The organism is Nocardioides iriomotensis (assembly GCF_004168035.1).
Classification (GTDB): domain Bacteria; phylum Actinomycetota; class Actinomycetes; order Propionibacteriales; family Nocardioidaceae; genus Nocardioides_B; species Nocardioides_B iriomotensis.
The window spans coordinates 17382-38182 of record NZ_SDPU01000023.1 but is presented as its reverse complement, the minus strand read 5'-3'; the positions used below and the strand labels follow the sequence as shown (position 1 = coordinate 38182).

19 protein-coding genes and 2 pseudogenes are annotated in these 20801 nt (G+C 72.2%); 9 read left to right on the top strand and 12 right to left on the bottom strand.

The window, feature by feature from the left end; all coding sequences use genetic code 11:
* Positions 1 to 344: 344 nt before the first annotated feature.
* The 3 genes and pseudogenes from ETU37_RS23965 to ETU37_RS23485 all read left to right on the top strand — a co-directional run.
* Positions 345 to 830: pseudogene (locus tag ETU37_RS23965) on the top strand (AAA family ATPase); the annotation flags it as partial.
* Positions 831 to 889: 59 nt separating this feature from the next.
* Positions 890 to 949 (top strand): annotated as a pseudogene (locus ETU37_RS23960) (hypothetical protein); the annotation flags it as partial.
* Between the two features lie 141 nt (positions 950 to 1090).
* A complete protein-coding gene (locus ETU37_RS23485; protein WP_206053940.1) occupies positions 1091 to 1297 on the top strand; it encodes a hypothetical protein in 207 nt (68 codons plus the stop codon).
* A 200-nt stretch (positions 1298 to 1497) separates the two neighbouring features.
* Here the strand turns inward: ETU37_RS23485 and ETU37_RS12605 are convergent, their stop codons facing one another.
* Together ETU37_RS12605 and ETU37_RS12600 are read right to left on the bottom strand one after the other, a co-directional pair.
* Positions 1498 to 2001 (bottom strand): NUDIX domain-containing protein, encoded by a 504-nt coding sequence (locus ETU37_RS12605; RefSeq protein WP_129987693.1) that lies wholly within the window; start codon positions 1999 to 2001, stop codon positions 1498 to 1500.
* Positions 1998 to 2921 (bottom strand): heme o synthase, encoded by a 924-nt coding sequence (locus ETU37_RS12600; RefSeq protein WP_240755701.1) that lies wholly within the window; start codon positions 2919 to 2921, stop codon positions 1998 to 2000. The genes ETU37_RS12605 and ETU37_RS12600 overlap by 4 nt, the downstream gene beginning before the upstream one ends.
* A 236-nt stretch (positions 2922 to 3157) precedes the next feature.
* On the opposite strand from ETU37_RS12600, the gene tkt reads away from it, so the two are divergent.
* The 6 genes from tkt to pgl all read left to right on the top strand — a co-directional run bounded on the left by tkt (position 3158) and on the right by pgl (position 11237).
* Positions 3158 to 5257: a transketolase gene (gene tkt / locus ETU37_RS12595; protein WP_129987691.1), complete on the top strand. Its 2100-nt coding sequence runs from the start codon at positions 3158 to 3160 to the stop codon at positions 5255 to 5257.
* 61 nt (positions 5258 to 5318) lie between these two features.
* Positions 5319 to 6419 (top strand): transaldolase, encoded by a 1101-nt coding sequence (tal, locus tag ETU37_RS12590; RefSeq protein ID WP_129987690.1) that lies wholly within the window; start codon positions 5319 to 5321, stop codon positions 6417 to 6419.
* A complete protein-coding gene (locus ETU37_RS12585; RefSeq protein WP_240755700.1) occupies positions 6416 to 8053 on the top strand; it encodes a glucose-6-phosphate isomerase in 1638 nt (545 codons plus the stop codon). The genes tal and ETU37_RS12585 overlap by 4 nt, the downstream gene beginning before the upstream one ends.
* Entirely contained in the window at positions 8050 to 9591 is a 1542-nt protein-coding gene (gene zwf / locus ETU37_RS12580) for a glucose-6-phosphate dehydrogenase (protein ID WP_129987689.1), read from the top strand. The genes ETU37_RS12585 and zwf overlap by 4 nt, the downstream gene beginning before the upstream one ends.
* A gap of 3 nt (positions 9592 to 9594) precedes the next feature.
* Positions 9595 to 10503, top strand: coding sequence for a glucose-6-phosphate dehydrogenase assembly protein OpcA (locus ETU37_RS12575; protein ID WP_129987688.1), 909 nt, complete (start codon positions 9595 to 9597; stop codon positions 10501 to 10503).
* Positions 10500 to 11237, top strand: a complete 738-nt coding sequence (pgl, locus tag ETU37_RS12570) for a 6-phosphogluconolactonase (protein WP_129987687.1) — start codon at positions 10500 to 10502, stop codon at positions 11235 to 11237. The genes ETU37_RS12575 and pgl overlap by 4 nt, the downstream gene beginning before the upstream one ends.
* 136 nt (positions 11238 to 11373) lie before the next feature.
* Here pgl and ETU37_RS12565 read toward each other — a convergent pair whose 3' ends face one another.
* The 10 genes from ETU37_RS12565 to ETU37_RS12520 form a co-directional block, all read right to left on the bottom strand.
* Positions 11374 to 11733: an RNA polymerase-binding protein RbpA gene (locus ETU37_RS12565; RefSeq protein WP_129987686.1), complete on the bottom strand. Its 360-nt coding sequence runs from the start codon at positions 11731 to 11733 to the stop codon at positions 11374 to 11376.
* A 51-nt stretch (positions 11734 to 11784) separates the two neighbouring features.
* Positions 11785 to 12021, bottom strand: coding sequence for a preprotein translocase subunit SecG (gene secG / locus ETU37_RS12560; RefSeq protein ID WP_129987685.1), 237 nt, complete (start codon positions 12019 to 12021; stop codon positions 11785 to 11787).
* Positions 12022 to 12076: 55 nt separating this feature from the next.
* Positions 12077 to 12874 carry a triose-phosphate isomerase gene (gene tpiA / locus ETU37_RS12555; RefSeq protein ID WP_129987684.1) on the bottom strand — a complete coding sequence of 266 codons (798 nt, stop codon included), beginning with the start codon at positions 12872 to 12874 and terminating at the stop codon, positions 12077 to 12079.
* A 57-nt stretch (positions 12875 to 12931) separates the two neighbouring features.
* Positions 12932 to 14119, bottom strand: coding sequence for a phosphoglycerate kinase (locus ETU37_RS12550; RefSeq protein WP_129987683.1), 1188 nt, complete (start codon positions 14117 to 14119; stop codon positions 12932 to 12934).
* Between the two features lie 14 nt (positions 14120 to 14133).
* Positions 14134 to 15138, bottom strand: a complete 1005-nt coding sequence (gene gap, locus ETU37_RS12545) for a type I glyceraldehyde-3-phosphate dehydrogenase (protein WP_129987682.1) — start codon at positions 15136 to 15138, stop codon at positions 14134 to 14136.
* A gap of 130 nt (positions 15139 to 15268) precedes the next feature.
* Positions 15269 to 16255, bottom strand: a complete 987-nt coding sequence (gene whiA, locus ETU37_RS12540; protein WP_129987681.1) for a DNA-binding protein WhiA — start codon at positions 16253 to 16255, stop codon at positions 15269 to 15271.
* Positions 16256 to 16343: 88 nt separating this feature from the next.
* On the bottom strand, positions 16344 to 17327 hold the full coding sequence (locus ETU37_RS12535) for a gluconeogenesis factor YvcK family protein (protein ID WP_129987680.1): 984 nt from the start codon (positions 17325 to 17327) through the stop codon (positions 16344 to 16346).
* 1 nt (position 17328) lies between these two features.
* Positions 17329 to 18234 (bottom strand): RNase adapter RapZ, encoded by a 906-nt coding sequence (gene rapZ, locus ETU37_RS12530; protein WP_129987679.1) that lies wholly within the window; start codon positions 18232 to 18234, stop codon positions 17329 to 17331.
* 2 nt (positions 18235 to 18236) lie between these two features.
* Complete coding sequence (uvrC, locus tag ETU37_RS12525; protein WP_129987678.1) at positions 18237 to 20222, bottom strand: excinuclease ABC subunit UvrC; 1986 nt, start codon at positions 20220 to 20222, stop codon at positions 18237 to 18239.
* Between the two features lie 64 nt (positions 20223 to 20286).
* Positions 20287 to 20784, bottom strand: a complete 498-nt coding sequence (locus ETU37_RS12520) for a Rieske (2Fe-2S) protein (RefSeq protein WP_206053911.1) — start codon at positions 20782 to 20784, stop codon at positions 20287 to 20289.
* Positions 20785 to 20801 lie beyond the last annotated feature (17 nt).

The following is a 20801-nucleotide window of genomic DNA, read 5'->3' as shown; positions in this document are numbered from 1 at the left end:
AGCACCTCGGCGTCGACGGCGAAAGCGCGACGCTGGTGAAGGAGTCGTGGGCGGCCTACGACCACGTCAACGTCCAGGCCGGGCTCGACGCCTGGCTGGCTGAGGCCGGTCGCACGCACCGGGTCGTCGGCGTCACCAACAGCCGGCACCACGAGATCGGCTTCTCCGAGCTGGTGCGCAGCCTGCCGGTCGAGCACTTCGGCCCCGCGCCGGGCAACGTCGCGCGGGTCAACCTTCCGTGCGGGCCCGGTGGCCAGGTGCGCGCGTGCGTGGTCTGCGCGGCGTACCTCGTCGACGACGGCGGCACCCCCGTCGTGCTGCTGTTCCGGCTCGGCGACCCCGAGATGGGGCAGAGCGCGACCACCCTGGAGGTGGCGGCCGCCGACGAGGAGACCGTCACCCGGGTCGCCGCCGACGTGCGGCGGCTGGCGCTGGAGCACAACGTCTACCGCGGCCAGGTCGTGTCGTTCGCGCAGCACATGTTCGGCGAGCCCCGGGGCGCGCTGACGTTCCACGAGCGTCCCGCGATGACCGCCGACGACCTGGTCCTGCCGCCCGACGCGCTCGCCGCCGTCACCCGGCAGGTGGTGGGGGTGCGCGAGCAGCGCGACCGGCTGCGGGCCGCCGGCCAGCACCTCAAGCGCGGCCTGCTGCTGTTCGGCCCGCCGGGCGTCGGCAAGACCCACACGGTGCGCTACCTGACCAGCGCGCTCGACGACACCACCATCGTGATCCTGTCCGGCGAGAGCCTGGGCATGATCGGTGTGGCCTGCTCGGTCGCGCGGGCGCTCCAGCCGGCGATGATCGTCGTGGAGGACGTCGACCTGATCGCCGAGGACCGCGGCCGGCACCCCGGCCATCACCGCTGCTGTTCCAGCTGCTCAACGAGATGGACGGACTGGCCGACGACGCCGACGTGGTGTTCCTGCTCACCACCAACCGCGCCGACGTGCTGGAGCCGGCGCTGGCGCAGCGTCCGGGCCGGGTCGACCAGGCGGTGGCGATCGACCTGCCGGACACCGACGCGCGGCGCCGGCTGTTCGCGCTCTACCGGGGCGATCTCGACGTCGACGACTCGCGGCTCGACACCGTGCTGGACCGGCTCGAGGGAGTGACCGCGTCGTTCCTCAAGGAGCTGCTGCGCCGGGCGGCCCTCATCGCGGCGGCCGACCAGCCGGACGGGGACGGGCTCCGGGTCTCGGCTGACCACCTGGACGAGGCGCTGGACGAGCTGCTGCACACCCGGAACGCGATGACCCGGGCGCTGCTCGGCTCCCCGGGAGCGGGGTCCGGCTAGGGCCGACGCTCCGTCGAGTCGGCGCGTCTTGCCCTCCGAGACGTGCCGAGTCGGCGCGTCTTGCCCTCCCGGACGTGCCGAGTCGGCGCGACTTGCCCCTCGCGGCTCGCCGCGCCGACCGCCGTACCCGGGGGCACTTCCCTAGGCATACGGACGCTTCCCCAGGCGCATGCGCCTTGTGAAGCGTCGATAACCCCGCGTTACAGCTGGCTGAGCAGCTCCAGCACGGCGAGCTCGCGGCGGACGAAGCGGTGCGGGCCGTCGGCCCGGGCGCGGTTGGCGGCGACGGCCTCAGGCAGCGGCAGCCAGACGGCGCCGAGGCCCAGCTCCCGCTCACCGGCGGACAGGGCGGTGCGTCCCGACCCGGGGCCGACGCGGCAGCGGTAGTAGCGCGAGACCTGCACGAACGCCGGCTGTGCGTCGTCGGGACGGGAAGCGGAGTGCTCGGTGACGACGCCGGCGCACCCGTCGACGGCGGTGACCGCGAGGCCGGTCTCCTCGTCGACCTCACGGCGCAGGGCGGTCTCGTCGGACTCGCCGTCGTCGACGCCGCCGCCGGGGAGCTTCAGCGCGCCGTCGGCGGTGCGCATCAGCAGGAGCGCGCCGTCACGCACGACGACGGCGCGGACGGCGTGCCGCTCGAGGGCGCGCAGGGACGGGTCGAGGCCCTCGTCGTGGACGAGGGTCAGGTCGAACGGCGTCACCGAGTCAGCAGCGGGTCGAGCGCGACGCCGACGAAGAGCAGCGAGAGGTACATGTTCGACCAGTGGAACAGCCGCATCGGCCTGAGGTCGACGACGTCGTCGCTGCGCCGGGCGCGGCCGAGCAGCAGGTGCGCCTCGACGAGGAACGCGGCGCCCAGCACGGTCGCGACCGCGGGGTAGAACCAGCCGGTCGGCGCGACCGGCCACAGCGCGAGCGAGGTCGCGACCATCACGTAGGAGTAGGCGACGATCTGCCGGGCCACCACCCGCGCACCGGCGACCACCGGCAGCATCGGCACGTCGGCGGCGGCGTAGTCCTCGCGGTAGCGGATCGCCAGCGCCCAGAAGTGCGGCGGCGTCCAGAAGAACACGACGAGGAAGAGCACCACCGGCGCCCAGGCGAGCTCGCCGGTGACGGCGGTCCAGCCGATCAGCGCCGGGAAGCAGCCGGCGGCCCCGCCCCAGACGATGTTCTGGGTGGTGCGGCGCTTGAGGATCATCGTGTAGCCGACGACGTAGAACACGTTGGCGGCCAGCGCCAGCCAGGCCGAGAGCCAGTTGACGAGGAGGCCCAGCCACAGCGTCGAGACGACGCCGAGCGCCAGGCCGAAGACCAGGGCGGCCCGGGTCGACACGACGTGCCGAGGGAGCGCCCGCCGGCGGGTGCGGCGCATCCGCTCGTCGATGTCGGCGTCGTACACGCAGTTCAGCGCGTTGGCGCTGCCGGCCGACAGGGTGCCGCCCACGACCGTGGCGACGACCAGGCCGAGCGGCGGCACACCGCGCTCGGCGAGGAACATCACCGGCACCGTGGTCAGCAGCAGGAGCTCGATGATGCGCGGCTTCGTCAGCCCGACGTACGCCGCGAGCACGTCCTTGACCCGCGTGAGGCCGGCGGCAGAGGTCGTCGCGTCCGCCACGGCGCGCCCATGACGGGCCACCGAGACGTCGGGATCGACGGCGGTCACACACACCTCGGAAATGGGAGGGAACGGCTGACGAGCGTCGCCGAGTCTAGTGTGTCCGCCCCGTTTCCCGGGTACCGGGCGGGCACGGACACCCTGTGCCATCCATCACCGCTGCTGAGTAGGCTCAACCCGGTGCCCGACCCGGCACCGCAGCAGTCGTCAGGACCCGTCGGAAGGACCCCAGCCCCGTGAGCAAGCTCGAGTGGACCGATCTCGACCAGCGAGCCGTCGACACGGCCCGGGTGCTGGCGATGGACGCCGTCCAGAAGGTCGGCAACGGACACCCCGGTACGGCGATGTCGCTCGCGCCGGTGGCGTACACGCTCTTCCAGAAGGTGATGCGCCACAACCCCGCCGACCCCGACTGGGTCGGCCGCGACCGGTTCGTGCTGTCCTGCGGCCACAGCAGCATCACGCTCTACACCCAGCTCTTCCTCGGCGGCTTCGGACTGGAGATCGACGACCTCAAGTCGCTGCGCACCTGGGGCAGCAAGACCCCTGGCCACCCCGAGCACGGCCACACCGCCGGCGTCGAGACCACCACCGGCCCGCTGGGCCAGGGCGTCGCCAACGCGGTCGGCATGGCGATGGCGGCCCGCCGCGAGCGCGGCCTGTTCGACGCCGAGGCACCGGCCGGTGAGAGCCCGTTCGACCACTTCGTCTTCGCCCTGTGCAGCGACGGCGACCTGGAGGAGGGCGTCTCCTCCGAGGCCTCCTCGCTCGCCGGCCACCAGCAGCTCGGCAACCTGGTCCTGATCTACGACGACAACAGGATCTCGATCGAAGGCGACACCGACATCGCCTTCTCCGAGGACGTGTCGGCCCGCTACCGCGCCTACGGCTGGCACGTGCAGAACGTCGACTGGACCAACGACGGCACCCGCTACGAGGAGGACCTCCAGACCCTCTGGGAGGCGATCGAGAAGGCCAAGCGGGTCACCGACCGGCCCAGCTTCATCAACCTGCGCACGATCATCGCCTGGCCCGCCCCCAACGCGCAGGGCACCGGCAAGGCGCACGGCTCGGCGCTGGGCGAGGCGGAGGTCGCCGCGACCAAGAAGGTGCTCGGGTTCGACCCGAACCTGACCTTCGAGGTCACCGACGAGGTGCTCGCGCACACCCGCGCGCTCGTCGAGCGCGGCCAGGCCGCCCAGGCCGCCTGGCAGGAGGGCTTCGACGCCTGGGCCACGCGCTACCGCCAGCGCGCCGAGCTGCTCGACCGGCTCCGCAGCCGGGCCCTGCCCGCCGGGTGGGACGCCGCGCTGCCGACGTTCGACGCCGACGACAAGGGCGTCGCCACCCGCAAGGCCTCCGGGGAGGTGCTCAGCGCGCTCGCCCCGGTGCTGCCCGAGCTGTGGGGTGGCTCGGCCGACCTGGCCGAGTCCAACAACACCACGCCCAAGGGCGAGCCGTCGTTCATCCCCGAGGAGCGCTCCACCAAGGACTTCCAGGGCGGCCTCTACGGCCGCGTCCTGCACTTCGGCATCCGCGAGCACGCGATGGGCTCGGTGATGAACGGCATCGCCCTGCACGGCGGCACCCGCGTGTACGGCGGCACCTTCCTCGTCTTCTCCGACTACATGCGTCCGGCCGTCCGGCTGGCCGCGCTGATGCAGCTGCCGGTCACCTACGTCTGGACCCACGACTCGATCGGCCTCGGCGAGGACGGCCCGACGCACCAGCCGGTCGAGCACCTCGCCGCGCTCCGGGCGATCCCGGGGCTCGACGTGGTCCGCCCCGCCGACGCCAACGAGACCGTCGCCGCCTGGCGCACCGTGCTCGAGCACACCGACCGCCCGGCCGGCCTCGCGCTCACCCGGCAGAACGTCCCGACGTTCCCCCGCGGCCGCGACGGCTGGGCGACGACCGAGGGCGTCGCCAAGGGCGGTTACGTCCTCGTCGACGCCGACGGCGGCGTCCCCGACGTCGTGCTCATCGGCACCGGGTCCGAGGTCCAGCTCGCCGTCCAGGCCCGCGAGGCACTGGGCGCGAAGGGCGTGCGCGCCCGGGTCGTGTCGATGCCGTGCCGCGAGTGGTTCGACGCCCAGGACCAGGCCTACCGCGACTCGGTGATCCCGCCGATCGTCAAGGCCCGGGTCAGTGTCGAGGCCGGCATCGCGCTGGGCTGGCGCGAGGTCGTCGGCCCGCACGGCCGGATCGTCTCGCTCGACCACTTCGGCGCCTCGGCCGACTACGCCACGATCTACCGCGAGTTCGGCATCACCGCCGAGGCGGTCGCGCTCGCGGCCGAGGACAGCATCCGCGCGGCCCAGGCGAGCGACGCCTGACCCCGCACGCTCAGCACGCCCCAGGCACCACGAACTGAATACCGACCCACGGGAGGATCCGATGTCTGAACGTCTCACCGCACTCGCCGACGCGGGTGTGTCGATCTGGCTGGACGACCTGTCCCGCGAGCGCATCGAGACCGGCAACCTCGCCGACCTCGTCAAGGAGAGCTCGGTGGTCGGCGTGACCACGAACCCGACGATCTTCGCCGGCGCCCTCTCCGACGGCGAGCGCTACGACGACCAGGTCAAGCAGCTCGTCGACGCGGGCGCATCGGTCGACGACGCGATCTTCGAGCTCACGACGACCGACGTCCGCAACGCCTGCGACGTCCTGAAGCCGACCTTCGAGGCAACCGGCGGCGTCGACGGCCGGGTCTCGATCGAGGTGGCCCCCGGCCTCGCCTTCGACACCGAGGCCACGATCGCCGCGGCGAAGAAGCTCTGGGCGGCGGTCGACCGACCCAACCTGTTCATCAAGATCCCGGCCACGACCGAGGGCGGCCCCGCGATCACGTCGGTGCTGGGCGAGGGCATCAGCGTCAACGTGACGCTGATCTTCGGGCTCGACCGCTACGACGCGGTGATGGACGCCTACCTCGCCGGCCTCGAGCAGGCCAAGGAGGCCGGGCGCGACCTCTCCCACATCCACTCGGTCGCGTCGTTCTTCGTCTCCCGCGTCGACACCGAGATCGACAAGCGGCTCGACGACGGCAACGCCGACCCGGCGCTCAAGGGCAAGGCCGCGGTGGCCAACGCCCGGCTGGCGTTCGAGGCGTACGTCGAGAAGTTCGGCGGCGAGCGGTTCGCCGCACTCAAGGCCGACGGCGCCAACACGCAGCGTCCGCTCTGGGCGTCGACCGGCGTCAAGAACCCCGACTACCCCGACACCCTCTACGTGACCGACCTCGTGGTCGCCAACACGGTCAACACGATGCCGGAGAAGACGCTGCAGGCGTTTGCCGAGCACGGCGAGGTCGACGGTGACCAGGTCACCACGCGCTATGACGACGCACGCCAGGTGATGGCGGCACTGAAGGACGCCGGCATCGACTACGACGACGTGATCGCCACCCTCGAGCAGGAGGGCGTCGACAAGTTCGTGAAGTCCTGGGACGAGCTGGTCGAGACCGTCCGCGGCCAGATGGGCTCCGCGAAGTGAGCAGCGGGCCCGAGGCCCCGCTGGAGCTCGCCGCCCACGGGGCCGCCGCCGACGCGATCTCGGCCCACGTGCCGGCCCTGGTGGCCGACAAGTTCGCCAGCCGGCTGTTCCAGAAGGACGCCACGCTCTGGGGCGAGGCCGCCGAGGACGAGTCCGGCAAGCGCCTCGGCTGGACCGGGCTGCACCGCACCTCACGACCGTTGCTCGGTGAGATCGCCGCGCTGCGCGAGGAGCTCGCCGGCGAGGGCGTCGACCACGTCGCGCTGTGCGGGATGGGCGGGTCGTCGCTCGCCCCGGAGGTCATCTGCGCGACCGCGGGCGTCGAGCTCACCGTGCTCGACTCCAGCGACCCCGGCCAGGTGTCCTCGGCGCTCGAGGACCGCCTGGACCGCACGGTCGTGGTGGTCTCCAGCAAGTCCGGCTCGACCGTCGAGACCGACTCCCAGCGCCGCGCCTTCGTCGACGCGTTCAACCGAGCCGGACTCGACCCGACCCGGCGGATCGTCATCGTGACCGACCCCGGCTCGCCGCTCGACGCGCAGTCCCGAGCCGACGGCTACCGCGTCGTCAACGCCGACCCCGAGGTCGGCGGCCGCTTCTCGGCCATGACCGCGTTCGGGCTGGTGCCCTCCGGGCTCGCCGGCGCCGACATCGAGGCCCTGCTCGACGAGGCCGACGCCGTCGCCGACCTGCTCGCCGACGACGACGAGGCCAACCCGGCGCTCCGGCTCGGCGCCGCCATGGCCGGCACCTCCCCGCTGCGCGACAAGCTCGTGGTCGTCGACGAGGGCTCCGGCCTGGTCGGCTTCGGCGACTGGGCCGAGCAGCTCGTCGCCGAGAGCACCGGCAAGGACGGCACCGGCATCCTCCCGGTCGTCGTCGCCGACGAGACCGACCCGGAGGTCGCCGCCCAGCCCGGCGACGTCACGGTCGCCCGCCTGGTCGCCGACCCCGACGACGACGGCGACGGCACGGGCAGCTCCTCCGGCTCCGAGGTGTCCGTCACCGGCTCGCTCGGGGCGCAGATGCTGCTGTGGGAGGCCGCCACGGCCGTCGCCGGCCGGATCCTCGGCATCAACCCGTTCGACCAGCCCGACGTCGAGAGCGCCAAGAAGGCCGCGCGCTCCATGCTCGAGGGGGAGCCCGACCAGACCCCGCCGTTGTTCGTCGACGGTCCGGTCGAGGTCCGCGCGCTCGGCGGCGACTGGGCCGGCAGCGCCACCACCCTGAAGGAGGCCGTCGACGCGCTCCTCGCCCAGCTGGACCCGCAGCAGGGGTACGTCGCGGTGATGGCCTACCTCGACCGGCTCCGGCACGCCGACCTCGCGCGTGTCCGCCGCACGGTCGCCGCCCGCACCGGCCGGCCCGCGACGTTCGGCTGGGGGCCGCGCTTCCTGCACTCGACCGGGCAGCTGCACAAGGGCGGCCCGGCCGTCGGCGTGTACCTCCAGGTCACCGGCGCACACGCCGAGGACCTCGCCGTGCCGGGCCGCGACTACACCTTCGGCCAGCTGATCGCGGCCCAGGCCGCCGGCGACGCCCGCGTGCTCGCCGAGCACGACCGGCCCGTGCTGCGGGTGCACCTGACCGACGTACCGGCGGGGCTCGACGCCCTCCAGGAGGCGCTTTCATGAGCGATGACGCCACCAGCGTCTTCGTCAACCCGCTCCGCGACCCGCAGGACCGCCGCCTGCCCCGGATCGCCGGCCCCTGCGGCCTGGTGATCTTCGGGGTCACCGGCGACCTGTCCCGCAAGAAGCTGATGCCGGCCGTCTACGACCTCGCCAGCCGCGGCCTGCTGCCGCCCGGCTTCTCGCTCGTCGGGTACGCCCGCCGCGACTGGGCCGACCAGGACTTCGCCCAGGTCGTGCACGACTCGGTCAAGGAGCACGCCCGCACGGAGTTCCGGGAGGAGGTCTGGAAGCAGCTGGCGGAGGGCATCCGGTTCGTGCAGGGCGACTTCAGCGACGACGTCGCGTTCGACCAGCTGAGGCAGACGATCCTCGACCTCGACCGGGTGCGCGGCACACGCGGCAACCACGCGTTCTACCTGTCCATCCCGCCGCGGTTCTTCTCCGACGTGATCGGCCAGCTCAAGGAGCACGGGCTCACCGATCCGAAGCCGGGGGCGTGGCGACGCGTCGTGGTCGAGAAGCCGTTCGGTTCCAACCTGGAGACGGCCCGCGAGCTCAACGCGATCGTGTCCGAGGTGTTCCCGCCCGACTCGGTGTTCCGGATCGACCACTACCTCGGCAAGGAGACGGTGCAGAACATCCTGGCGATGCGGTTCGCCAACGCGATGTTCGAGCCCGTCTGGAACGCCAACTACGTCGACCACGTCCAGATCACGATGGCCGAGGACATCGGCATCGGCGGCCGGGCGGGCTACTACGACGGCATCGGCGCCGCCCGCGACGTGATCCAGAACCACCTCCTCCAGCTCCTGGCGCTCACCGCGATGGAGGAGCCGACGTCGTTCGACGCCAAGAGCCTGCGGATCGAGAAGCAGAAGGTGCTCGAGTCCGTGGTGCTCCCCCGCCGCCTCGACCTCGCCACGGCCCGGGGGCAGTACACCGAGGGCTGGTCCGGCGGCGTCAAGGTGCCCGGCTACCTCGAGGAGGAGGACATCCCGGGGTCCTCGCACACCGAGACCTACGCCGCGATCACCCTGGGCGTGGAGACCCGGCGGTGGGCCGGCGTGCCGTTCTACCTGCGCCACGGCAAGCGGCTGGGCCGCCGCGTCACCGAGGTGGCAGTGGTGTTCAAGCGGGCGCCGCACCTGCCGTTCAGCGCCACCGCGACCGAGGAGCTCACCCAGAACGCCCTGGTCATCCGGGTGCAGCCCGACGAGGGCGTGACGATGCGGTTCGGCTCGAAGGTGCCCGGCACCGCGATGGAGATCCGCGACGTCAACATGGACTTCGCGTACGGCGGGTCGTTCACCGAGTCCAGCCCGGAGGCCTACGAACGCCTCATCCTCGACGTGCTCCTCGGTGAGCCACCGCTGTTCCCGCGGCACGAGGAGGTCGAGCAGTCCTGGAAGATCCTCGACCCGATCGTCGACTACTGGGCGGAGCACGGGAAGCCCGACACCTACGAAGCCGGCACCTGGGGCCCCGCCTCGGCCGACAAGATGCTCGCCCGCGACGGGCGGGTCTGGAGGAGGCCGTAAACGATGATCGAGCTCAACGACACCACCAGCAGCGCGATCGCGGCCGAGTTCGTGCGGGCCCGCCGCCGTGCGGGCAGCCCGGCGATGGGCATGGTCATGACCCTCGTGTTCGTCGTCGAGGAGGAGGACGCCGAGACGGCGATGGACATCGCCCGCTCCGCCTCGCGCGAGCACCCCGCCCGGGTCCTCGGCATGATCCTCGGCGACGGCCGCGGCGCCGCCCGGGTCGACGCGAAGGTCGGCATCGGCTCCGGCTGGACCGGCGAGACGGCCCTCATCACGCTCAGCGGCGCGGTCACCAAGCACCCCGAGTCGGTCGTGCTGCCGCTGCTCCTCCCCGACTCACCCGTCGTCGTCTGGTGGCCCTCGCGGGCCCCTGCCGATCCCGCGGCCGACCCGCTCGGCCGGCTGGCCCGACGCCGGATCACCGACGCGGCCGCCGTACGGACAGGGAAGGCCAAGGCGATGCTCACCCAGTGCCGCGCCTACGCGCCGGGCAACACCGACCTCGCCTGGACCCGGCTCACCGGCTGGCGCGCCCTGCTCGCCGCCGCGCTCGAGCAGGCGCAGTCGAAGGTCACCGCCGCGTCGGTCAGTGCCGAGCGGATCAGCCCGAGCGCCGACCTGCTGTCCGCCTGGCTCAGCGACCGGCTCAAGGTGAAGGTCGCGCGCCGAGGCTCCGAGGGCCCCGGAATCACCCGCGTCGTGCTGACCACCAAGCAGGGCGACATCGTGATCGCGCGCCCCGACGGCAAGCTCGCCACGCTGTCCGCCCCCGGCGAGCCCGACCGGCCGGTGGCGCTGAAGCGGCGGGAGCTCGACGAGCTGCTCTCCGAGGAGCTGCGCCGGCTCGACCCCGACGAGGTCTATGCCCGCACCGTGAAGCGGATGGTGAAGGAGGACGCGAAGTGACGGCCGCCGCGCAGCAGCCCGAGGTGGTCGTCCGGCCCGACGCCGCCGACCTCGCCCGCACCGTCGCCGGCGCCCTGCTCGACCTGGTGGAGCACGCGCAGGCGGCCGGCGAGATCCCCGGCATCTGCCTGACCGGCGGCACCATCGCCGACGCGATCCACCGCGAGGTCGCCCGGCAGACCGTGTCCCGCAACGTCGACTGGCGCCAGGTCGAGCTGTGGTGGGGCGACGAGCGCTACGTCCCGGCCGACAGCCCCGACCGCAACGCCGCGCAGGCCCGCGCCGCGCTGCTCGACCACGTCGACCTCGACCCGGCCCTGGTCCACGAGATGCCGGCGTCGGACGCCGGGCACACCGACGTGGCGGCCGCCGCCGACGCGTTCTCCGCCGACGTCCGCAGCCACGGCCGCGGCGGCTTCGACCTGGTGATGCTGGGCGTCGGCCCCGACGGGCACGTCGCGTCGCTGTTCCCGGGCTACCCGCAGCTCGACGTCGACGCGATCGCCCTCCCTGTCACCGACTCCCCCAAGCCGCCGCCCGAGCGCATCACGTTCACCTTCCCCGCACTGAACCGCAACCGGCAGGTCTGGTTCGTCGCCTCAGGCGACGGCAAGGCCGACGCGGTCGCCCGCGCGCTGGGCGGCGCCGACCCGCACGACATCCCGGCAGCCGGGGTCACCGGCGTCGAGCGCACCGTCTGGTGGCTCGACGACGACTCCGCCTCGGCCCGCTGACCCGTCGAGTCGGCGCTAGTTGCCCCTGGAGACGCCTCGAGTCGGCGCTAGTTGCCCCGCACGTGCAGGGCAAGATGCGCCGACTCGACGGCCCCGGAGGGGCAAGATGCGCCGACTCGCGGGATGACGCGGAGCGTCAGAAGACGATCTCGCCCTTCTTGCGGCGGTCGCGCAGGAGCTGGATCGCCTCGTCGAGGATCGCCTGCGCCTCCTTGTCGGAGCGCCGCTCCTTCACGTACGCCAGGTGCGTCTTGTAGGGCTCGATCTTCGGCGGCGGGGGCGGGTTCTCCGCGTCGAGGCTCGCCGGCAGGCCGCAGCGCGGGCAGTCCCACGAGTCGGGCACGGCCGCCTCCACGGCGAAGGTGATCACGGACTCGTGCTCGTGGGCGCAGAAGTAGACCACCCGCTGACGCGGCGCGGCCTCCCCACGCTCCGCCTCGCCCATCGGGCCGGCGCCTACCCGGCTGCCGCGAATGGCGTTGCCACCACCTGCCACGCTACTGACTCCTGTCGGTTCGGGGGGCTCGACTGGTGTTGCGGGGTGCTGCTAGCTGCCGGCCTTCAGCAGGAGGCCGAGGGCGATGATGCAGGCGGTCCAGATCAGCGCCGTCCCGACCGTGATCCGGTCGAGGTTGCGCTCCGCCACCGAGGAGCCGCCGAGGCCGCTCGAGACGCCTCCACCGAACATGTCGGAGAGCCCGCCGCCCCGGCCCTTGTGCAGCAGCACGAGCAGGATCAGCAGCAGGCTGGAGAGGATCAGCAGAACGGTGAAGGTGATGACCACGGTGGGAAAGCCTAACTCACGGGTGCGGGGAGTCGTACGACGGTGGGACGGGCGGTCAGATGACCGGCATGTCGTAGAACCGGCAGATCCCGCCGAACTCGTCGGCCTGCAGCGACGCGCCGCCGACCAGGCAGCCGTCGACGTCGGCCTTCTCCATGATCCCGGCGACGTTGGCGGCCTTCACCGACCCGCCGTACAGGATGCGCACCTTGGCGGCGACCTCCTCGCCGTGCACCTCCTCGATGCGGCCGCGGATCGCGGCGCACACCTCCTGCGCGTCGTCGGGCGTGGCCACCTCGCCGGTGCCGATCGCCCAGACCGGCTCGTAGGCGATGACCAGGTCACCGACCTGCTCGGCGCCGATCCCGGCCAGCGAGCCGTCGACCTGCGCGAGCGTGTGCTCGACGTGGCGGCCCTCCTTGCGGACGTCGAGACCCTCGCCCACGCAGACGATCGGGGTCATCTCGCCGGCGATGGCCTTCTTCGCCTTCTCGTTGACGACCTCGTCGGCCTCGGCGTGGTACTCGCGGCGCTCGGAGTGACCGACGACGACGTAGGAGCAGCCGAGCTTCGCCAGCATCGCGGCGGAGATCTCACCGGTGTAGGCGCCACCGTCGTGGGTGGAGACGTCCTGCGCGCCGTACTTGATCTCCAGCCGGTCGCCGTCGACCAGCGTCTGCACGCTGCGCAGGTCGGTGAACGGCGGCACCACGACGACCTCGACCTTGCCGTAGTCGTGCTTCTTGTCCGACAGCGTCCAGGCGAGCTTCTGCACCAGGACGACCGCCTCCTGGTGGTTGAGGTTGCTCTTCCAGTTGCCCGCCATGAGCGGGATGCGCGCGTGCTTGGCCATGAGATTCCTTCGTGTCGACGGTGTGGTCTCGACAGGCTCGACCACCCGAGAGGTGCGTCAGGACAGGACGTCGATGCCCGGGAGCGGCTTGCCCTCGAGGTACTCCAGGCTGGCGCCGCCGCCGGTCGAGATGTGGCCGAAGGCGCCCTCGTCGAAGCCGAGCTGGCGGACCGCGGCCGCGGAGTCGCCACCGCCGACGACGGTCAGGCCGTCGCCGTCGACCAGCGCCTGCGCCACCGCGCGGGTGCCGCCCGAGAACGCGTCGAACTCGAAGACGCCCATCGGGCCGTTCCAGAAGACGGTCTTGGCGTCGGCGAGCGCCGCGGCGAAGGCCTTGCCGGACTCGGGGCCGATGTCGAGGCCCATCTGGTCGGCCGGCATGGCGTCGGCGGGTACGACGGTGGGCGGCGAGTCGGCCCTGAACTCCGGCGCGACGACGATGTCGGTCGGCAGGACCAGGTCGACGCCGGCCTCCTCGGCGCGCCGGATGTAGTCGCGGCAGGTGTCGAGCTGGTCGGCCTCGAGCAGGCTGGTGCCGACCTCGTGACCCTGGGCCTTGAGGAAGGTGAACACCATGCCGCCGCCGATCAGCAGCCGGTCGGCCTTGCCGAGCAGGTTGTCGATGACGCCGAGCTTGTCGGACACCTTGGAACCGCCGAGCACGACGGCGTAGGGCCGCTCGGGCTCCTCGGTGAGCCGACGCAGCACGTCGATCTCGGCCGCGACCAGACCGCCCATCGCGGAGGGCAGCCGCTCCGCGACGTCGTACACCGACGCCTGCTTGCGGTGCACGACACCGAAGCCGTCGCTGACGAACACGTCGGCCAGCCCGGCGAGTCGGTCGGCGAACGCCCCGCGCTCCGCGTCGTCCTTGCTCGTCTCGCCGGCGTTGAACCGGACGTTCTCGAGCAGCGCGACCTGGCCGTCGGCGAGGCCCGCCACGGTGGTGGAGGCGGACTCCCCCACCGTGTCGGTCGCGAACGCGACGTCCTGGCCGAGGAGCTCGCCGAGGCGCTTCGCGACCGGGGCGAGGGTGTACTTGTCGTCGGGCTCGCCCTTCGGCCGGCCGAGGTGCGCGGTCACCACGACCCGGGCTCCGGCGTCGACGAGCTTCTGGATCGTCGGCACGGAGGCCCGGATCCGTCCGTCGTCGGTGATCGTGGAGCCGTCGAGCGGGACGTTCAGGTCGGACCGGACGAGGACGCGCTTGCCGCGCAGGTCGCCGAGGTCGTCGATCTGCTTCATGGAGCGGGCGTCCCTCAGAGGCCGGCGCCGACGTGGGTGATCAGGTCGGCGAGGCGGTTGGAGTAGCCCCACTCGTTGTCGTACCAGCCGACGACCTTGACCTGGTTGCCGATCACCTTGGTCAGGCCGGCGTCGAAGATGCAGGACGACGGGTCGGTGACGATGTCGGCGGACACGATCGGGTCCTCGGTGTACTTGAGGAAGCCCTTGAGCGGGCCCTCGGCGGCGGCCTTCACCGCGGCGTTGACCTCGTCGACGGTGGTCTCGCGGCCGGCCTCGAAGGAGAGGTCGGTGGCGGAGCCGGTCGGGATCGGGACGCGGAGGGCGTAGCCGTCGAGCTTGCCCTTGAGCTCGGGCATGACCAGCCCGATCGCCTTCGCGGCGCCGGTCGACGTCGGCACGATGTTCAGCGCGGCGGCCCGGGCCCGGCGCAGGTCCTTGTGCGGCGCGTCCTGGAGGTTCTGGTCCTGCGTGTAGGCGTGGATGGTCGTCATGAGGCCCTTGACGATGCCGAACTCGTCGTGAAGGGCCTTCGCCATCGGCGCGAGGCAGTTGGTGGTGCACGACGCGTTGGAGATGATCGTGTGCTTCTCGGCGTCGTAGTCCTGGTGGTTCACGCCCATCACGATCGTGATGTCCTCGTTGGAGGCCGGCGCGGAGATGATGACCTTCTTGGCGCCGCCGTCGACGTGCGCCTTCGCCTTGGTCGCGTCGGTGAAGAACCCGGTGGACTCGACGACCACGTCGACGTTCAGGTCCTTCCAGGGCAGGTTGCCCGGCTCGCGCTCGGCGAGGATCTGGAGGGTCTTGTCGCCGTACCGGATGCCGCCGTCGACGACCGAGACGTCGGTCGGGAAGCGACCGAGGATCGAGTCGTACTTCAGCAGGTGGGCCATCGTCTTGAGGTCGCCAAGGTCGTTGGCGGCGACGATCTCGATGTCGGCTCCGGAGGCCTGGACGGCCCGGAAGAAGTTGCGGCCGATCCGGCCGAATCCGTTGATACCCACGCGAACGGTCACGAGGACTCCTGTTGGCTAGTTCGGGGCTGCGTCACGTCACGGCCGACCCTACCCCCAGCGCGCGGGGTGCCCGCACCCTCGGTCCGAGGTACGTGCGGGTAACGAAACGGGGGCCGTGGGGAGCCTGCGGCTACTGCTGCTCGGCGAGCATCTCCGGGGTCAGGCTCGACTCCGTGTCGGGGACACCGGTCTCCTGCGCCTTCTTGTCGGCCATCGCGAGGAGCCGACGGATCCGGCCGGCGATGGCGTCCTTGGTGAGGGCCGGCTCGTGCAGCTGGCCGAGCTCCTCGAGGGACGCCTGCTTGTGCTCGAGGCGGAGGTCGCCGGCGAGCTTGAGGTGGTCGGGCACGTCGTCGCCGAGGATCTCGAGCGCGCGCTCGACGCGGGCGCCGGCAGCGACGGCCGCGCGGGCGGAGCGGCGGAGGTTGGCGTCGTCGAAGTTGGCGAGCCGGTTGGCGGTCGCACGCACCTCGCGGCGCATCCGGCGCTCCTCCCAGGCCATCAGCGACTCGTGGGCGCCGAGGCGGGTGAGCAGCGCACCGATGGCGTCGCCGTCGCGGATGACCACGCGGTCGACGCCGCGGACCTCGCGGGCCTTGGCGGAGATCCCGAGCCGGCGGGCCGCGCCGACGAGCGCGAGGGCGGCCTCGGGCCCCGGGCAGGTGACCTCGAGGGCCGACGAGCGGCCGGGCTCCGTCAGCGAGCCGTGGGCGAGGAAGGCACCTCGCCACGCGGCGACGGCGTCACAGCCGGCGCCGGACACGACCTGCGGCGGGAGGCCGCGGACCGGACGGCCGCGGGTGTCGAGGAGACCGGTCTGGCGCGCGAGCGCCTCACCGTCCTTGACGACGCGGACGACGTAGCGGCTGCCCTTGCGGATGCCGTTGCCGGACACCATGACGACGTCCGAGGAGTGGCCGTAGATCTCGGCGATGTCCTTGCGGAGGCGCCGGGCGGCGGCGCCGGTGTCGAGCTCGGCCTCGACGACGATGCGGCCGCTGACGATGTGCAGCCCGCCGGCGAAGCGGAGCATCGACGAGACCTCGGACTTGCGACAGCACGACTTGGTGACTTGGGTGCTGGCCAGCTCTGCCTTGACCTGTGCCGTCATCGCCATGCGTCCGATCCTGCCACGTCGTTCCTTCTTTCCCCGAACCGTGCTGTTGACGTCACGACCGCCCTCGCGACCCGGCCAAGACTGCACCCTAAGCCTGCTTCATCACCTGTGCATACGCATCCGCCAACTTGTCTGGATCGTGCCGGGGAGTGCCGTCCCCGGCGGCCACGTCGGCGACCACGAGCTCGGCGCCGAGCGCCTTCGCTGCGTGGCGCAGCCCGGCCTCGTCGTCCACCGAACGGCGGTCGGCGAGCACGACGTCGACCCGCAGGTCGGGGGCGTGCGCGGACAGCACCTCGAGGTGCTGCTCGGGGGTGAAGCCGTCGGTCTCCCCCGTCTGCGGCTCGAGGTTCAGCGTCACCGCCACGCGGGCCCGGGTCGAGGTGAGCGCCGTGCGCAGGTCGGGCACCAGCAGGTGCGGGATCACGCTGGTGAACCACGAGCCCGGGCCGAGGACGACCCAGTCGGCCACCGCGATCGCCGCGAGCGCCTCGGGGCAGGCCGGCGGGTCGTGCGGCTCGAGCACGACCGCGTCGACCCGGCCGTCGGTCGACGCCACCTCGACCTGGCCGCGCACCCGCACCGTGGCGGTCGGGTCGGCGGGGTCGAGACCCTCGACGTCGGCGGCGATGTCGATCGGGGTGATCGCCATCGGCAGCACCCGGCCCTGGGCGCCGAGGAGACGCCCGACCCAGTCGAGGCCCTGCACGTGGCCGCCGAGCAGCTCCCACAGCGCCACGATCAGGAGGTTGCCGACCGCGTGGTCGTGCATCTCCCCCTCGCTGCGGAAGCGGTGCTGCAGCACGCGCGCCCAGGTCTGGCCCCACTCGTCGTCGCCGCAGAGGGCCGCGAGCGCCATCCGCAGGTCGCCGGGGGGCAGCGCCCCGAACTCGTGCCGTAGCCTGCCCGACGAGCCGCCGTTGTCGGCCACGGTGACGACGGCGGTCAGGTCGCGCACCACGTGGCGCAGCGCGGACAGCGAGGCGGCCAGGCCGTGACCGCCGCCGAGGGCGACGGCGCGCACGTCGAGCCGGTCGGGCCGAACAGGCTCCGGCGAGGGGGCGGCCGTCATCTCACTCCCGCCCGAGGTCCCGGTGGACCCCGCGCGCGTCGATGCCGTAGCCGCGCAGCCGTGCGGCGATCTCCTCGGTCATCGCGACGCTGCGGTGCTTGCCGCCGGTGCAGCCGATGGCGATGGTCATGAACCGCTTGCCCTCGCGCAGGTAGCCGGCCATCAGGGTCCGGACGAGCGCGACGTACTCGGTGAGGAACTCCTCGGCATCGGGCTGCTTCTTGACGTAGTCGGCCACCGAGCTGTCGCGGCCGGTCAGCGGCCGCAGCTCCTCCACCCAGTGCGGGTTGGGCAGGAAGCGCATGTCGGCGACGAGGTCGGCGTCGGCGGGGATGCCGTACTTGAAGCCGAAGCTCACGACCGTGACCTTCATCGAGGTGGTCTGCTCGGTGCCGAACGCCTCGGCGACCTTGTCGGTGAGCTGGTGCACGTTGAGCGCGGTGGTGTCGATGACCAGGTCGGCGTCGGCGCGCAGGTCCGCGAGCACGTCACGCTCCCGGGCGAGGCCGTCGAGCAGGCGGCCGCCCTCCTGCAGCGGGTGCGGCCGGCGCGCGGCCTCCTGGCGGCGGACCAGGATGTCGTCGGAGCAGTCGAGGTACAGCAGCGTGGTACGACGCCCCGTCTGCCCGGTGGCCAGCACCTCCTGGAGGCCGCCGAAGAACGACCCGGAGCGCACGTCGACGACGACCGCGATGGGCTGCTGCACCCCGCGGGAGGCGTCGACGAGCTCGACGACGTCACGCACGAGCTGCGGCGGCAGGTTGTCGACCACGAAGTAGCCGAGGTCCTCGAGCTCCTTGGCGGCCGTGCTGCGGCCGGCACCGGTCATGCCGGTGACGACGACCAGCTCGCCTCGCTCCTCCGGCGGCGGCCCGGAGGGCGGGGTCTGCGACGGGGACGCACCCATGGTCAGGACTCCTCGATCTCGCCGGTGGCGGTGTTGACGCTGACGGTCTTGCCGGACCGGCCCGCCTGGTCGGCGAGCGCGGCCACGATCGCCTCGGCCGTGCGCGGGCCGATGCCCGGGACGACGGCGATCTCGTCCACTGTGGCAGCCCGCAGCTTCTTCAGAGAGCCGAACTGCTTGAGCAGGCTCTTGCGACGCACCTCGCCCAGGCCCGGCACGTCGTCGAGCAGGCTCTCGACCATGCTCTTGGACCGGCGTGAGCGGTGGTGGGTGATCGCGAAGCGGTGCGCCTCGTCGCGGATGCGCTGCAGGAGGTACAGGCCCTCGCTCGTGCGCGGCAGGATGACCGGGTCCTCCTGCCCGGGCAGCCACACCTCCTCGAGCCGCTTGGCGAGCCCGCACACCGGGACGTCGTCGATGCCGAGCTCGTCGAGCGCCCGCTGCGCGGCCGCGACCTGGGGCGGGCCACCGTCGACCACCACGAGTCCCGGGGCGTAGGCGAACTTGCGCGGTCGCCCGGTGTCGGGGTCGACCAGCATGGGGCCGTCGCTGTCGCCCTCGGACAGCCCGTCGAGGTCAGGGGCATCGGCCCGCTCGTCGAGCAGCCGACGGAACCGCCGGGTGATCACCTCGTGCATGGAGGCGACGTCGTTCTGGCCGTCGACGCCGCGGACCACGAAGCGGCGGTACTCCGACTTGCGGGCCAGGCCGTCCTCGAACACCACCATCGAGCCGACCACCTCGGTGCCCTGCAGGTTGGAGATGTCGTAGCACTCGATGCGCAGCGGCGCCCCGGGCAGCTCGAGCGCCGCCTGGATCTCCTCCAGCGCCCGGTTGCGGGTGGTCAGGTCGCTGGCGCGCTTGGTCTTGTGCAGCCCGAGCGCCTGGAGCGCGTTGCGGGCCACGGTCTCCTGCAGGGCCTTCTTGTCGCCGCGCTGCGGCACCCGGATCTGCACCTTGGCGCCGCGCTTGTCGGTTAGCCAGTGCTCGAGCGCCTCCTGGTCGGGCGGCAGGGCCGGCACCAGCACCTCGCGCGGGATCGCGTCACCCGTCTCGTCGGCGTACAGCTGCTGGAGGAAGCCCTCGACGAGCCGGCCGGTGTCGGAGTCGTCGACCTTGTCGGCGACCCAGCCGCGCTGACCCTTCACCCGGCCGCCGCGGACGATGAAGATCTGCACGGCGACCTCGAGCGGGTCCTCCGACACGGCGATGACGTCGGCGTCGGTGCCGTCGCCGAGCACCACGGCCTGCTTCTCGAGCGCGCGGTTGAGGGCGCCGACGTCGTCGCGGAGCCGGGCAGCGCGCTCGTAGTCCTGCTCCGCCGACGCGGCGTACATCTCCTTCTCGAGGCGCTTCACGAACGACGTCGTGTTGCCGGCCATGAAGTCGCAGAAGTCCTCGACGATCTCGCGGTGCTCCTCGGCACTGACCCGGCCGACGCACGGTGCGGAGCACTTGCCGATGTAGCCGAGCAGGCACGGCCGGCCGATCTGCCCCGACCGCTTGAAGACGCCGTTGGAGCACGACCGCATCGGGAACACCCGCAGCAGCAGGTCGACGGTCTCGCGGATCGCCCAGGCGTGGGAGTAGGGGCCGAAGTAGCGGGTGCCCTTGCGCTTCGCGCCGCGCCCCACCATCACGCGCGGGAACTCGTCGCTGAGCGTCACCGCGAGCCACGGGTAGGACTTGTCGTCGCGGTACTTGATGTTGAACCGCGGGTCGTACTCCTTGATCCAGGAGTACTCCAGCTGCAGTGCCTCGACCTCGGTGCCGACCACCGTCCACTCGACGCTCGCCGCCGTCGTCACCATCGTCTGGGTGCGGGCGTGCAGCGCGGAGAGGTCCTGGAAGTACGACGTCAGCCGGGACCGCAGGTTGACGGCCTTGCCGACGTAGATGACGCGGCGGTGCTCGTCGCGGAAGCGGTAGACACCCGGCGAGGTCGGGATCGAGCCCGTCGCGGGGCGGTAGGTCGACGGGTCAGCCACGTGCCAACCCTACGCATGGGCGGGGACACATCCTCGGCGCCGGGGCGCCCGTGTGGGCGAGGCCTCAGGCGCGGGTGACCTCGTCGCCCTTGACCGCGATCTCGACCGCGTCGAGCGGGGCGGTGGCCGGCCCGTTGACGACGGAGCCGTCCTCGATCGAGAACTTGCTGCCGTGGCAGTCGCAGTTGATGGTGCCGCCGGAGACGGAGGCGACGATGCAGCCCTGGTGGGTGCAGATCGCGGTGAACGCCTTGAAGTCGCCGTCGCTCGGCTGGGTCACCACGACCTGCTGGTCGGGCAGGATGGTGCCGCCGTCGACCGGCACGTCGCTCGTGGGGACGAGCGTGTCCCCCGCGCTGCCGCCGCTGCCACCCGCGGCACCGTCGGTGCCGCCACTCCCGTCACCGCCGCCGCTCCCGCCGTCGCTGCCGCACGCCGCGAGCACCGGAAGCGCGAGCGCGCCGACCGCGGTGCCACGGAGCATGCCGCGGCGGCTGAGGTCGTGCGCCTCCCCGCCGGGGCCGGTCGGGGCGTCGTCGTGCGCGTCGTGGTGGACAGTCATGCCGGGGCTCCTCCGAG